At 70.7% G+C, this 14,730-nt stretch carries 10 protein-coding genes; 2 read left to right on the plus strand and 8 right to left on the minus strand.

The window, feature by feature from the left end; all coding sequences use genetic code 11:
- Positions 1-56: 56 nt before the first annotated feature.
- The 7 genes from pheA to ACZ43N_RS12120 form a co-directional block, all read right to left on the minus strand.
- Positions 57-992 (minus strand): prephenate dehydratase, encoded by a 936-nt coding sequence (gene pheA, locus ACZ43N_RS12090; RefSeq protein ID WP_468096947.1) that lies wholly within the window; start codon positions 990-992, stop codon positions 57-59.
- Between the two features lie 337 nt (positions 993-1,329).
- Positions 1,330-2,772 (minus strand): iron uptake transporter deferrochelatase/peroxidase subunit, encoded by a 1,443-nt coding sequence (efeB, locus tag ACZ43N_RS12095; protein ID WP_468096948.1) that lies wholly within the window; start codon positions 2,770-2,772, stop codon positions 1,330-1,332.
- An 8-nt stretch (positions 2,773-2,780) separates the two neighbouring features.
- Entirely contained in the window at positions 2,781-4,907 is a 2,127-nt protein-coding gene (locus ACZ43N_RS12100) for a copper resistance CopC/CopD family protein (RefSeq protein WP_468097089.1), read from the minus strand.
- Between the two features lie 302 nt (positions 4,908-5,209).
- Entirely contained in the window at positions 5,210-5,674 is a 465-nt protein-coding gene (locus ACZ43N_RS12105; protein ID WP_468096950.1) for a copper chaperone PCu(A)C, read from the minus strand.
- Positions 5,671-6,351: an SCO family protein gene (locus ACZ43N_RS12110; protein WP_468096951.1), complete on the minus strand. Its 681-nt coding sequence runs from the start codon at positions 6,349-6,351 to the stop codon at positions 5,671-5,673. The genes ACZ43N_RS12105 and ACZ43N_RS12110 overlap by 4 nt, the downstream gene beginning before the upstream one ends.
- Before the next feature lie 132 nt (positions 6,352-6,483).
- A complete protein-coding gene (locus ACZ43N_RS12115; RefSeq protein WP_468096952.1) occupies positions 6,484-7,230 on the minus strand; it encodes a YcnI family copper-binding membrane protein in 747 nt (248 codons plus the stop codon).
- Between the two features lie 250 nt (positions 7,231-7,480).
- The gene (locus ACZ43N_RS12120) at positions 7,481-8,260 is read right to left on the minus strand and encodes a hypothetical protein (protein ID WP_468096953.1); all 780 of its coding nucleotides are present in this window, start codon (positions 8,258-8,260) and stop codon (positions 7,481-7,483) included.
- Between the two features lie 373 nt (positions 8,261-8,633).
- On the opposite strand from ACZ43N_RS12120, the gene ACZ43N_RS12125 reads away from it, so the two are divergent.
- Positions 8,634-9,080, plus strand: coding sequence for an ATP-binding protein (locus tag ACZ43N_RS12125; protein WP_468096954.1), 447 nt, complete (start codon positions 8,634-8,636; stop codon positions 9,078-9,080).
- 501 nt (positions 9,081-9,581) lie between these two features.
- Positions 9,582-10,445, plus strand: coding sequence for an alpha/beta fold hydrolase (locus tag ACZ43N_RS12130; protein WP_468096956.1), 864 nt, complete (start codon positions 9,582-9,584; stop codon positions 10,443-10,445).
- A 246-nt stretch (positions 10,446-10,691) separates the two neighbouring features.
- Here the strand turns inward: ACZ43N_RS12130 and fxsT are convergent, their stop codons facing one another.
- A complete protein-coding gene (gene fxsT / locus ACZ43N_RS12135; RefSeq protein ID WP_468097091.1) occupies positions 10,692-14,678 on the minus strand; it encodes an FxSxx-COOH system tetratricopeptide repeat protein in 3,987 nt (1,328 codons plus the stop codon).
- Between the last annotated feature and the right edge of the window lie 52 nt (positions 14,679-14,730).

Raw genomic sequence — 14,730 nt, forward strand, 5'->3', positions numbered from 1 at the left:
CCTGTGGATAACTTCTGTGGACAAAGAAAATAGGCAGGTAGGACCGCCCGCGTGGCCTAGAACCGACCGTCCTGGCAGCGAGCCACCCAGTCCGCGGCGGCGACGAACTCGTTGTCCGAGGTTCCCGGCAGAGTGGGCCGCACCTCCGCCACGGCGGCGTCCGCACGCGGATACGAACCGAGGAAGCGCACCTGGAGGCAGACCCGCTTGAGGCCCATCAGTGCCTCCGCCACCCGGCGGTCGGAGATGTGGCCCTCGGCGTCGATGGCGAAGCAGTAGTTGCCGATGCCCTCACCGGTGGGACGGGACTGCAGCAGCATCAGGTTGACGCCGCGGACGGCGAACTCGCCGAGCAGATCGCGCAGACCGCCGGGGTGGTCGTCGCGCTGCCAGATGACGACGGAGGTCTTGTCGGCGCCGGTCGGGGCGGCGGGCCGGGCGGGACGGCCGACCAGGACGAACCGGGTCTGGGCGTTCTCCGCGTCGTGGATCTCGGTCTCCAGGGCCTCCAGGCCGTACCGCGAGGCCGCGAACTCGCCGGCGAAGGCGGCGTCGTAACGGCCCTCCTGGACAAGGCGGGCGCCGTCGGCGTTCGAGGCGGCTGACTCCCAGACGACGTCGGGGGGCAGGTTGGCCTTCATCCAGTTGCGGACCTGCGGCTGGGCAGCCGGGTGGGCGGTGACGGTCTTGATCTCGGAGAGCTTCGTGCCCGGGCGGACCAGCAGCGCGAAGGTGATCGAGAGGAGCACCTCGCGGTAGATCATCAGCGGGGCACCCGCGACCAGCTCGTCGAGGGTGGTGGTGATACCGCCCTCGACGGAGTTCTCGATCGGGACGAAGGCGGCCTCGGCCTCGCCGTTGCGGACGGCGTCGAGGGCGGCGGGGACGGACACCATCGGGACGAGCTCGCGGGTCGCGGACTCCGGCAGTGTGCGCAGGGCGACCTCGGTGAAGGTGCCCTCGGGGCCGAGGTACACGTAGCTGGCTGGCATGACCTCACCCTAATGGGCCCGCCGGGGCCCGGCGCACGAGTACCGTCCACACCACCCCCGCGGGCGACCCACGGCCCTGGAGCGCCCCCACGCGGGGCGCCCACCGGGCCGCACCGCCCAGGGCCCGTCGTTTGGGTCACGCCCGGGCCGCGGGTCGTGGCACCCACATCTGCCGCGTTGCCGTCAGTCGCCGACTCTCCCACGCTCGAACAACCTCGCGCGGGGGACCCCGTCGCGTCGACTCCCTCCGCCGCCCTGCAGCCGCACGCACCACGCCCCGCTCACCGGCAGCCATCAAGGTGCCGCAACCCGGTCGGCATGATCCAAACGGCAGACCCTAGCCCTCCAGCAGCCGCTGACCCACGTACTCCCCCTTCGCCGCACCACCCGGTACCGCGAAGAGGCCGCTGGATTCATGGCGGATGAACTGGGAGAGGGCGTCGCCGCGGTCGAGTTTGCGCTGGACGGTGACGAAGCCGCGGAGCGGATCGGCCTGCCAGCAGACGAAGAGGAGGCCCGCGTCGGGGACGCCCTTCGCGTCGATGCCGTCGTGGAAGGAGAAGGGTCGGCGCAGCATGGCCGCTCCACCGTTCTGGTCGGGGCGGCTGATACGGGCGTGCGCGTTGATCGGGACGAGGAGATTGCCCTGGGAGTCGGTCTTCTCCAGGTCCATCTCGGTCGTCTCGGTCGCCTTCGCGCCCCCGCTCAACGGGGCACCGTCCGACTTCCGCCGCCCGATGACGTCCTCCTGCTCCTTCAACGACAGCTGCTCCCAGTCGTCGAGGAGCATGCGGATACGGCGTACGACGGCGTACGAACCGTTCGCCATCCACTCCGGGTCGCCGGACGCCCCGGAGGCGGGTACGAAGATCCGCTCATCGAAGTCGGGCTCGGCCGGCTTGGGATTGCGCGTCCCGTCGATCTGCCCCATCAGATTGCGTGCCGTCATGGGGCGGTCCGTGGCGCCCGGCGAACGGTTGAAGCCGTTCATCTGCCAGCGCACCCGGGCCGCGTCGCCCGCGTCCTTCTGGATCGCGCGCAGGGCGTGGAAGGCTACGAGGGCGTCGTCGGCGCCGATCTGCACCCACAGATCACCGTTGCTGCGCGCCTTGTCCAGCTGGTCGGAGGAGAAGTCCGGCAGGGGGTCCAGTGAGTCGGGGCGCTGCTTCTCCAGCCCCGTACGGGCGAAGAAGCTGTGCCCGAAGCCGAAGGTGACCGTCAACGAGGAGGGCCCCGCGTCGCGGGCCACATCCGTGTCGCCTTGGGCGGCGGCCTCGCCCGCCATCAGCCGCCGGGCCGTCTCCGACCAGCGGCGCAGCAGCGCGGCCGCCTCCTTGCGACCCGCCCCGGCGGCCAGATCGAACGCGACCAGGTGGCCACGGGCCTGGAGCGGCGTCGTGATCCCCGGCTGATGTTTCCCGTGAAACATCACCTCCCCCGCCCCGACGGAGGACAGGAGGGCGACCCCGTCCGCGGAGGAGGACGAGGAGGCCGAGTCGGACGAGGGTGAGGACCCGGCCGCGTATCCGACGGCTCCCCCCGCCACGCCCAGCGCGAGGCCGGTGGCGCCGGCGGTCCCCAGGAGACGGCGCCGCGAGATGGTTCCCTCGGCGGGATCGGAGATCTTCACGTCGGCGGGCGCGGCGGCGCCGTGCTCCGTGACGGAGCCTCTGGTCGTGTCGTTCCTGCTGGTGGCGCTTCTCTTCGCGCCGTTCCCGGCGGAGCCGTTGCCCTCGGAAGGGACACCCTCGGAAGGGACAGTGGTGGACTGGTCGGTCATGGTGCGGTTCAGCCGATCTTCGCGTTCTTGCTCACGGTCACCTGGTCGATGTCGGACGTGCGTACGGTGACCTCGATGTTCCAGTCGCCCGCCATGGGGATCTGCACGCCGTCGGCCGTCCAGTGGCCGGTGGCGATGTGGTCGGGCACCACGGGCAGGGGGCCGATGTCCTTGGCCTCCAGGGTGAAGGCCACCTTCACCTCGGGGATGTCGTAGGCCTTGCCGTCGGGGCCCTGTACGTAGACGTGCATCTCGTTGGCGCCCACGCGCGCCGGGTCGATCTCCAGCCGGACGACGCCCTTGCCGTTCTTGCCCCCGGTGTCGAACGACATGTCCAGCGCCAGCGCCCCGGACCGGGTGTCCGGCGCGACGGCCGCGTTGGCCGCCTTGGCCTCCTCCACCGTGCGGCCCGGCTCGGTGGAGGTCAGGGCCGTGGTGACGGCGAGGAGTACGACGGCGACGCCCGCCTCGGCGAGCACCGACCGGCGCAGGCCGCGACGGCCCGGATCGGCGTCCCGCAGCCGCTTCTGGCGCGCGGTGGCCATCGCCGCCCTCTGCCGGGCGAGCTGGGCGGCCCGCTCGATGTTCGCCGCGCCGCCGCCGGCTTCGCCTGCGCCTTCACTTGCGCCTGATGTGCCGGACGAGGCGGCCGTCGTCTCCTCCCGGGCGATGACGGAGCCCGACTCTTCGCCCACCGTGGCGGACGCCGGCTTCCGCTCCGCGAGGGCGGCGACCGGCTCGCGCCCGGCGTCGGAACCCGCCTCCACCGCGGCCTCCGTCGGCGCCGGTGCCTCCACCAACCGTGCGGTCCACCGGCGGGAGATCCACGCGATCCCGACCAGCACGGCGACCAGGCCGATCTTCACCAGCAGCAACTGCCCGTACGACGTGCCGGTCAGGGCCGACCAGGTGCCGACCTGCCGCCAGGACTGGTAGATCCCGGTGGCCGTCAGCACGAGCACACTGCCGAACGCGACCCGCGAGAACCGGCGTACGGCCGTGGTCTCGATCTGTGCGTCCGCAGGTGCCCGGAACAGCGCCACGAGCAGCGTCGCCAGACCGCCCAGCCAGGCGGCGACCGCCAGCAGGTGCAGGATGTCGAGGGGCATCGCGAGGCCCGCCTGGATACCGGTCGAGGCATGCTCGGCCATCGCCCAGCTCGCGGCGAGCCCGGCGGCGACCACGCCACCGCCGATGGCCAGGCCGAAGGTGAGGTCCCGCTGGTAGGAGTCGTCGTCGGCGTCGGAGGGCTCGTCGCCGTCCCCGGAACTCTTCTCGTCGGACTCCCGGACAGCCGCAGCACCAGTCGCCCCTTCGGCCGACTCCGCGCCGTCCCCCTTCTTCGTCCCCTTCGTGCCTTCCGGCCCCTCGATGTGCTCCTCGGCGTCCTCCTCGGCGTCGTCTTCGTCCCGCCGGGCGTACGCGCCGAAGAGGACCGCGATGAAGAGGGCCGCCGCGGCGAGCAGCAGCAGACGGGAGATGAGGGCGGCGCCCGTCTTCGTCTGCAGGACATCGCTCAGCAGGTCCAGGTCGAAGACATCGCCGAGCTTGCCGGAGCCGGTGTAGGAGCCGCGCAGGAGCAGCATCGCGAGGGTGGCGACGGCGAGCGTGAGCCAGCCGGAGACCACGAGCCGCTGGACGGGTCGTACCCCGGCGCCGCGCTGCCAGCAGGTCAGGACGAAGGCGGCGCCGCCGACCAGCAGAATGAAACCGGCGTACGACAGATAGCGGGCGAAGCCGTACAGCCCGCCGACGACCCCGCCGCCGGCCTCCTGGCCCGGCACGGCGACCGTCGTCTTCGAGGGTGCCCCCACGGAGAAGGTGAAGGCGCCGGAGACGGGGTGGCTGTCCGCCGAGACCACCTGGTAGGTGACGGTGAAGGTGCCGTCGGGCTGTCCGGGGCGCAGTTTCACCCCGTATCTGTTGCCGCCCAGGTCGGTGACGTCACCGGTGTCGACCTGCTTGCCCTTGGGGTCGTACACGCGCACCGAGCGGTCGGACATCGCGACCTTCTCGGAGAAGGTGAGCGACACCTGCGACGGAGCCTCCTGGACGACCGACCCCTGCTGCGGGTCGCTGCCGGTGAGCGCGGCGTGGGCGGAGACCGGCACGGCACCGGCGAGCACCGCAGCCATCACCGCGAGCAGCAGGAGCAACGGCCTCAGCCGGCTCGAGGACAGCGAATCACCGCCGCCAGACCGCCACACCGCGTTCGACCGCCACACCGCGTTCGACCGCCACACCGCGTTCGACCGCCGCGCCGCGTTCGGCTGCCATGCCGCGCCCGACCGGCGCGCCGTGTTCGGCCGTCGCCCGTCGCTCGACCGGCGCACCTCGCTCGGTCGCCTGGCCGCGCCCGACCGCCGCACCTCGCTCGACGGCCTCGACCGGCTACACGGCCGCAACCCGCTCAAGGGCCTCAACGGGGTTCCCTCCCTCAGTGCCCGGTCGTCGGCTGGTACGTCGCCGACTTCACGGGCATCTCGACCGTGATGGCCTCGGACTTGGTGAAGTTCAACCGCAGGGACACCGTCTCGCCTTCCTTCGGCTTGCGCTTCAGGTTCTCGAACATCAGGTGGTTTCCCCCGCTCTGGAGGACGAGTTCACCACCGGCGGGAACCTTCAGGGCAGAGACCTCCTTCATCGACTGCCCGGCCGCCTCGTGCACGGTGACGTCCTGGGCGAGGTCGCTGGTCACGGAGGTGAGCTCGTCCGCCGCGCCGCCCTTGTTCTCGATGACGAGGTATCCGGCCGCCATGGAGTCGGTGACGGGCTGCGGCATGTACGCCGCCTTCACGGACAGCTCTGCCGCGGAGGAACCGGAGGAGTCCGACGAGCCGCACCCGGCCAAGACGAGCCCACCGGCCACGAGCACAGCGACCCGCGCCGCACGCACCCTCACGGCTTCTCGCCCTTGAGCAGCTTCGGCAGGTCCTTCTCGTAGTCCTGCACGGTCGCTTTCTTGTCGTACATCACGTAGGCCGCGTCGGTCTTCGGCGAGAACGCGAAGACCTGGGTGCCGTGCTCGGAGACGATCTTGCCGTTCTTGTTCTTGGTCGGCGGGTTGATCGAGATGCCGAGCTTGAGGGCGCCGGCCTGGATCTTGTCGAAGTCGCCCGTCAGGCCGACGATCTCGGGATCGATGCCTTTGAGCCACTTGCCGAGCTCGGCCGGGGTGTCCCGCTCCGGGTCGGTGGTGACGAAGACGAGCCGGAGGTTCGCCAGCTCCGACTTCGGCAGCTTCTTCGACACCTCCTTCTTGGCGACCGCGATGTTGTTCATGGTCAGCGGGCACACGTCCGGGCAGTTGGTGTAGCCGAAGTAGATCAGCGTCGGCTTGCCCTCGGTCTCCTTGCGGAGGTCGTACGTCTTGCCCTTGGTGTCGGTGAGCACCAGATCAGGCTTGGTGAACGGCCGGTCGAGAACCGTGGACACCTTGGCCGGGCCGGTGTCGGACACCTCGGCCACCGCCGTCGTGGACGCGTCCTCGCTGCCGCAGGCGGAGAGGCCGAGGACGGCTGCCACGAGCAGGGCGCCGACCGCGTACGTCTTCTTCGTCTTCTTCGTGTTCGTGCGCATATGGAAATGTCCCAGATGGTTCGAGCCCCGGCGCGTACGGGGTGTACGCCGCGACAGCGACACACGGGCCGGACGACCACCGCGTGCGCGCCGGGGGTGGGAGGAGAGGGGGAGGGGTCGGGAAGCCGGACCTCAGGCGGTGGTACGCCGACGCCCGGCGAGGACGCCGTACGCGACGCCCGCGGCGCCGACCACGATGCCGACGACGGCGAGAACGCGGGCGGTGGTGTCACTGCTGTCGGCGGGCTCGGCCGCGGTCTCGTTGGAGTCGGCCTCGGCGTTCTTCGCGTCCGACTTCTCCGACTCGTCCGAGGCGGCGGTGGACGAGCCGTGGTGGTCGTCGGACGCGGCGGCCAGCGCGAGCACGGGCGCCGGGTGCTCGGGCTCCTCCTGGCCCTTCTGCGGGACCTCGATCCAGCGGACGACCTCCTTGCTGGAGTACGTCTGCAGCGCCTTGAAGACCAGTTCGTCGGTGTCCTCGGGGAGCTGGCCCAGGGAAAGCGGGAACTTCTGGAAGTAGCCCGGCTCGATGCCCTTGCCGGTGGCGGTCCAGGTGACCTTGGAGACGGCCTCGTCGATCTGCTCGCCGTGCAGTTCGATCGGCTTGTCGAGCTTGGCCCGGGTGACCTTGATCTTCCAGCCGGGAACGGCCTCCGGCTGGGCCGAGGCGAGCGGGTGGTCGGTCGGGAAGCTCACCTCGACCTTGGTGGTCGAGGCGTCGTCGCGCTCGTTCGGGACCTTGAAGTTGACGGTCGCGTACCCGCCCTTGGCCGCCGTGCCCTCCGCCGCGACGCTGACGTGCGCGAACGCGGGACCGGACAGGACGAGGACGGCGGCACCGGCGAGGGCGCCGACGGCGGCGATACGAGAAGCCTTCATGGCTGGTGACACTCCACGGTGAGTGAGTGGGACAAAAGGACGAGAAGAGGAACGCGTGCCTCGCCCAGTGGAGAGGACGAGCGAGGAGCGCGGATCGAACCGCGCTCGCACCGGCACGCGCGCGTGCGCCGCACGCCGACGTCCCCTTCCCCTCCCTGTGCATATGCGACGCGAGGTGGCGCAGGGCGAAACCCTGCGCCCCCAAGCCGTGCAGTGCGTGGAGTGCGAGTGTGAGTGGGCCGTCGTCGTGTCAGGCGGCGAGGGTGAGCGCGGCGGCCGGGGGGCCGCGCCGGATCACCGTGTGATGGAGCGCGGCCGTACGTGGGGCCGGCGGGGTCGCGAACGTGGCCTGAGGGGGGCGCGATACGACGTCCGGCGCGCCAGGAAGCCCGGACCGCAAGGCCCGCGCCAGCGCGAGCGCCCCTCGCAGGGACCGTACGAGCGGCTCGTGGGCCGACAGCCGGGCGAGGCGGAGCAGCGCGAGGTCGCCGTGGCGGAGCAGCCACCCGGCGGCGACGGCCGCGAGAACGTGGCCGAGCAGCATGGGCAGCGACGGCAGGACGGCGGCCGCGGAGTCGGGTGCGGTCGTCATGGCGTCCGCGGGGTGATGCGTGGCGTATGTGCCGCCCAGCCCGGCGTCGACGAGGATCCGTCGGGCCTCGGCGGGGCTCATGGCCGCCGCCGTGGTCCCGCAGACGAGACGCGCCGCGCGTTCGATGAGCGCCGCGTCCATGGCCGCCGTGGCCTTGGACGCGGTCTCCGCGCCGTGCTGGCCCAGCCCGAAGAGGGTGTGCAGCACGGTCTGGCCCACCGCGAGCAGGGCCGCGATTCCCGGCAGCGAGCGTTCCCGTCCGGCCAGGGCGGCGGCGACGGCGAAGACGCCGACGAACCCGACACCGAGGCTCCACAGCGGGACCACCGCACAGGAGGCGAGCGCGTGGCCGGCTCCGGCCAGCACGACGCAGACCGCGGCGAACACCGCGGCCCGTATGACCCGGAGATCACCTCCGGCGCGCGTGCGGGCTTTCATGGCGGGGTCATCATCCCATCGGGGCGCGGTCGGGTGAGCGCCGGGTTGCTGCGGTGAGGTACGGGACCGGAGCTGCCGGTGTTCGTACGTGGCCATGGCGCCCAGGGGAAGTTTTGTGATGTATCCCCCGATGCCCCGATGCCCCGATGCCCCGATGCCCCGATTACGGCCTTTTCGTCCGCATCCCCGTACCCGCATTCCTGGGGGTGAGGTGTGGAAGTGGTAAGGGATTCGGAAGGGTTTCGTCCGCATACACCGAATGTGACGGACGCGCATCCGCCGTATGGGCGGGAGGACCGGTTCCGGGCGATTGCACGCCCGCCTCGGTGGCAATACGTAACGGTATGTCGAGCCGCGGCCTGGAGGCTGGAGCATGAGCATCTGGTGGTCACTCCATCTGCGGCGTGAGGCTGCGAGCGTGCCGCTCGCCCGGCGTTTGCTGCTCGGCACGATGGAAACGGCGGGCGTCGACCCGGACGTCTCCTACGACCTCTCCGTCGCTCTCAGCGAAGCCTGCGCCAACGCCGTCGAGCACGGCGGCGCCGCCCCCTCGGGCGACACCTCCGAGGCGTACCGGGTCACCGCCTACCTCGACGGCGAGAAGTGCCGCATCGAGGTAGCCGACTCGGGCCCCGGCTTCCCGCACCGCCAACCGCCCCGCCCGGCCCAGGCCGACGACGAGAACGGCCGCGGTCTCTGCCTGATCCGCGAACTCGCCGACCACGTCCACATCGGCAACAAACCGGGCCGCGGCGGCGCCGTGGTGAGCTTCGACAAGATCCTCAAATGGCGAGAGGGCGCACCGCTCGTGGCGGTGTAGCGCGTTCGCGGTCTGGGCCGGGTGGCCGTCCGGTTGCATACTGGCCGGATGGGGGAGTTGGCAACCAGCACGGGTGTCCACCGGTGAAGGGGACCCAACCGCGGGCCGACAGAACGTCACCGGACACAGCAGCGGTGGCCGGTGCGAAGTCACCCGCGCCGACGGGACACGTGACTGAACGACACATGATCCCGTCGTGCGCGCTTCCACCCCGTACGACAGCGTGCCTCGGCCGTCCGCACCACCCCGTACGCCACGGTCACCCCGGACGAGCGCGCCCATCCGTACGACACCTGCCTCCCCCACGGCGCACTCGTGCCGTACGCCACTGGGCCCCGAGGGTCCCCCTCTCGGGCGTTCCCGGGCTTGGGCCACCCGGGTGCCGTCCATGGCCGGTGCCGGGCACGGCCCCAAGACCCTGGCCGTCCCGGGGGGTTGACGACCGACGAGGGCGGGGAATGGCGGGGCACACGGGCGGGACGGGACGACAGGGGATGGCGAATGCAGCTCACGGTGCGTACCTCGGACGGTCGGCGCCTGTCGATCAACGATGGCGGGCATCCTGCCGGTCGGCCGGTTTTCCTGCTGCACGGCACGCCGGGCAGCAGGTTCGGGCCCGCGCCGCGTGAACGGGTGCTGTACCACCTGGGCGTCCGGTTGATCACCTTCGACCGGCCCGGGTACGGCGACTCGGACCGGCTGCCGGGCCGTACCGTCAGGGCAGCGGCCGCTGATGTCAGGCACATCGCGGACGCGCTCGGCATCGGCCGTTTCGCCGTGGTCGGACGCTCGGGCGGCGCCCCGCACGCGCTGGCCTGTGCCGCGCTGCTGCCGGACCGTACGACCCGGGTGGCGGCTCTGGTGAGCCTCGCCCCGCGGGACGCGCCCGGGCTGGACTGGTTCGAGGGGATGACCGAGTCGAACGTGCGCGAGTACGTGAACGCCGCCATCGGCCGCAGTCGGGTGACCGCGACCCTCGGGCGCCGGTCGAGGTCGATCCTCGCCGACCCCGCCGCATCCGTCGCCGAGATGGCCGGCGGGCTTCCCGAGTCGGACCGGTGGATCGTCGCGGACGCCGGCATCCAGGACATGCTGGTTCGCAACTTCGCGGAGGGTCTGCGCAGTTCCGCCGACGGCTGGGTGGACGACGTGATGGCGTTCAGCACGGGGTGGGGATTCGATCTGGGCCGGATCACCACGCCGGTGAAGCTCTGGCACGGCGAGGACGACATCTTCGCCCCCGTCGAGCACACCCGCTGGCTGGGCCGGCACATCCCGGACGCGGAGGTCGAGGTCGAGCGGGGCGCCGCCCACTTCGGCGCGCTGCGGGTCCTGACCCGAGTCCTGAGCTGGGCCGTGAGCTAAGGGCTGTCCCGTCATCCCCGGCGGGCCCACGACGCCGGCTACGGCACCTCGCCGGGTTGTCGGAACGCCCGCATACATCCCGTATGCGGACGCCCCTCCGCCTTGCGATGCTCCCCCACTGCCTGAACGGCCTGGGAGGTGCCCCCAGCATCCGACGCCGTGCGCTGATCCACCGCGGTTCACGGGACAGCCCTGAGGAAGAGGCCGGCGCCCCACGGAGCGCCGGCCTCCGGGCTTTCCCGGCCCTCAGGTCTGCTGCGGCTCCAGGTCCCTGCCCATCCGACGCCATCCGCGGATCGCCTCGGTGACGGGATGGGTGTCGCCCAGCAGCCGCGACGACCTGGACTCGGCCTGCTGCTGGAGCCGTTCGGCCTCCTCCTGGCGCCGCATGTCCCGCAGGGTGATCGACAGATTGCCGGTGCTGACCAGGACGTCGGGATGGGTGGGGCCGAAGCGGCGGCGCAGACCCTCGAGGGCCAGCCGCTCCCAGTGCTCGGCCCGGTCGTACATGTTCATCTCACCGTAGGCGTTGGCGAGGTTGAGCCCGGCGCAGAGCACGGCGGGGTGTTCCTCACCGAGATCCTCCGCGAGGGCGTCACGGGCCTGCTTGCTCAACTCGGCGGCCTTCTCCACCTCGCCCAGGGCCCGGTGGTAGATGGAGAGGTTGTTGAGGCAGTACATCACGAACGGATGCTCGGGGCCGAAGGAGGTTCTGTATCCCTCCAGCACTTCGTTGACCAACTCGACCGCCCGAGCGGCGCCGTTCTCCGGATCGGTGGCGAAGTAGTCCGCCGCGAGGTTGAGTCCACAGGCCAGGGCCTCGGGGAGGTTGCTGCCGTAGCGGTCGCGGTACAGGGCGTACGTCTCCCAGGTCTCCTGGGTGATCCGCAGCGCCTCGGCGGTCTGGCCGTCCTTGCGCAGGGAGACCGCGAGGCTCTTGTCGACGCGCAGCACCTCGGGCACGTTCGGATTGAGGACCTGCTTGAAGCCCTCGCGGACCTCGTGCAGGATCTCCACCGAGTTCTTGTAATCACCCAGTTCCCGCAGGTCGCGTGCGTGGTGGCCCTTGGTGGTGAGGGTGTACGGGTGCAGCGGGCCGAGCAGCGCGGTCCGGCGGCGGACGGTGTCCTCGTCGAGCTTGCGGGCGGGCTCGCTGTCGCCGGCCAGCCGGTAGTCGATGGCGAGGTTGTTGGCGGCCGTGAGGGTGCGGGGGTGATCCTCACCGAAGATCTCGCGGAAGCCCCGGTAGATCCGCTGGTCCAGGTCCAGGGCCTCCTTGAAACGGCCGACCGCTCGCAGGTCGGCTGCGAAGCTGCCGGAGGTGATCAGGATGCTCGGGTGGTCGTCGCCGAGGAGCTCCCGCTGGTCGGCGAGGGTCTTCTCGTCCAGGTCGAGGGCCTCCTGGTACTGCCCCTGCGAGCGCAGCACATTCGCCAGTTCGAAGCGCAGATTGAGTATCTGCTCGTCGTTGACGGGCAGGCCGTTGGCGTCCCGGAACTCGCCCGACCAGAACTCGTTGAGCTGGGTGCTCAGGGTGCGGGCGGCGTGCAGGTCGCCGCGCTTCCACAGATAGCGGACGCGGTAGACCATCAGCTGCCGCGGGTCCTCCTCCGAGCAGTTCCGGATGTTGGAGGGGGTCAGATGCGGCCAGATCACCTCGAAGCCGGGCCACTGGGCGGGGTCGTCCAGGGCCTCCTCGGGGGGCCGGGCCGCGGCGAGGATGCGGTGCACCTCATGGATGGTGTCCTCGAACTTCTCTTCGTCCATGCTTTCGCGCACAGCGGCCTGGACGAGGCGGTGCACCTGGATCGAGTTGTCGGTCGAATCCACCTTGGCCAGGGCGAAACGGTTCAGTGCCTGGGTGACCCGGCCCAGCATGTAGCGGGCGCGCAGGTCCCTGTCGTACGGCAGCAAGGCCTTGATCATCGCGTCGCTGCCGATGAGGCTCATGGAGATGGGCTCGGCCGAGAAGAACGCGCAGAGTTCGAGGAGGCGGGCCGCGGCCGGGGATTCGTCCCGGAGGCGGTTGATGGAGATGTTCCACGTGGCGCCCACGGACTTCGGGTACTCCACGGCCTCCACGGCCTCCTTGACGGAGAGCACCTGGGTGGACTGTTCGCGCAGCTGCTCGATGTACTCCTCGACGGGCGTGGCCGTCGCCTCAAGCCAGGCGGCGGCGACCTCGACGGCGAGCGGCAGGTCACCCACCGCGTCGGCGACCAGCCCGCCGTCCTCCTCGCTCAGCCCCGGCACCCGGCGGCACAGGTGCTCCACGCTCTCCTCGCGGGTGAAGACCTCCACCTCCAGCGGCTGGACCTTCGGCAGCGTGGGCCGGGTGCGAGTGGTTGCCAGGAGGTGGCCGTAGACGTGGTCAGGGACGGGAGCGGTGTACTCCGGGAACTTGTTCAGCACCTTGTCGAGGTCCTCGACGTTGTCGAAGATCAGCAGCCAACGGTTGAACGGCTCCCCTTCCCGCAGCGCCTGGATCACTGCCTCGGCCGCCTCTTTGACGTCCTCGCCCACACCGAGACCGAGGTGCTGCGCGAGCGCCGCCAGCTTCGGCAGGACGAGTTCGGGCTGTTCGGCGTCGACCCACCACACCACGTCGTAGTCGGCCATGAACCGGTGGGCGTACTCGCGGGCGAGCTGGGTCTTGCCCACCCCGCCGAGGCCGTGCAGCACCTGCGGGACGCGCTGTCCCGGCCGGTTCGTGGTCAGCTGCTCACGCAGCTTGTCCAGGATCGTGGAGCGGCCGGTGAACCACCTGTAGCGGGCCGGGACGTTGGAGACCCGCCTGCCCACACTGGGGAAGCGCAGCCCTCGCGAGCTGGGGGAGACGGTGGAGACGGCTTCGGGGCGTTCTAGGCCGCTCAACAGGGCGCTGTAGGCCTGGGTCTCGTTGAGGCCCTTGAGGTCGATGACGCCGCGGCCCACGAACGGCTGGCTGATCTGCACGTCGTCGACACGGATCGACACCGGCTGCTGCCGCTTCTCCGAGCCGCCGGAGTGCACGGCCGCCTCCCAGGCGACCCGCGCCCGGCGCGAGTCGACGAAGCTGGGCGAGAGCACGGCGAGCACCCGGTGCGCACCGCCCGGCATGGCCTCGGCGCCGATCTCCGCCGTCGGCATCGTCTGCACGTTCTTCGGCACGACCTCGAAACCGGCCCCGCGCAGCACCGACTCCAGCCAGTCCACCCACATCCGGTCCTCGGACACGTAGTAGAGCGTCAGCTGGGACAGCGGCACCGGCCGCTGCCGGGTGTACGCGGCCTTGAACTGGGCCCGCTTCGCCTCACTGATCGGCGGCAGCTTGGTGACCCGTTCCTCGGTGATCACGGAGGTGAGCCGTTCGCATGCGCTCAGCATGGAGTTGGCCGACTTGGGCGGGTCGCCGAAGGCCGCGAGGATCTCTTCGTAGGCGTAGTAAGGCTGGTAGAGGATCTCTGTCGTCGCCCAGTAGTCGGCCATCTCGTCGGCGGTCAGGCCGGAGGGCAGTCCCGAGAAGCGCTCCCTGGCGCGGGCGCGGCCGGCGTCCAGCTTGTCCTTCTCACCGAGGTCGATGCGCATCGCGACGGGCAGGATGCGGATGCCTTTCTCCCCGTGCAGCTCCTTGATGTCCTGCGCGACGGCGGCGGCGCCCTCGATGCTCTGCTCGCTCAGGGTGTAGCAGACGACCAGGGTGTTCGGCATCTGTACGGTGCAGATGTCCGCGAGGTCGCTCAGGCCCGTCCGGCTGTCGATCAGCGTGTAGTCGTAGTAGCGCTGCATGTCGTCGCGCATCGCGTCGAAGAACTGGCCGCCGCCGTAACTCGCGTAGAAGCGGTCCCAGTCCATGTTCCCGACGATCGGGTAGTCCCGGTGCCGCTTGCCCGCGGACAGGAAGTCGAGGCTGCCGCCCTCGGGAAACGCCCAGTCCAACGACAGCGCGTGCGGCCTGACCCGGGCGTAGTGGCGGTGCCAGTCGGGCGCCCGGTCGGGCAGGTTGCGCAGCGCCTCCCGGCGGTAGTCGTCGATCAGGTTGATCAGCCCGGGGGTCCCCCGCAGCAACTGGGCGTCGAGGAAAGGGTGGAAGAACTTGTGCAGACCCGGAGCCTCCAGGTCCCAGTCCACCGCCAGGACGCGGTGTCCGTTCGCGGCCAGGATCCAGGCCACGTTGGCGAGCGCCATGGTCCGCCCGGTGCCGCCCTTGTACGAGTAGAACGTGATCACGGTGCCGTTGCGGCTCTTGGTCATGCTCATGCCCTCCGCCCTGTCGGCCTCTTTCGGCCTCGCTCGTCGCGCGCCT

The sequence above is a fragment of the Streptomyces sp. NPDC030814 genome (genome assembly GCF_055572155.1).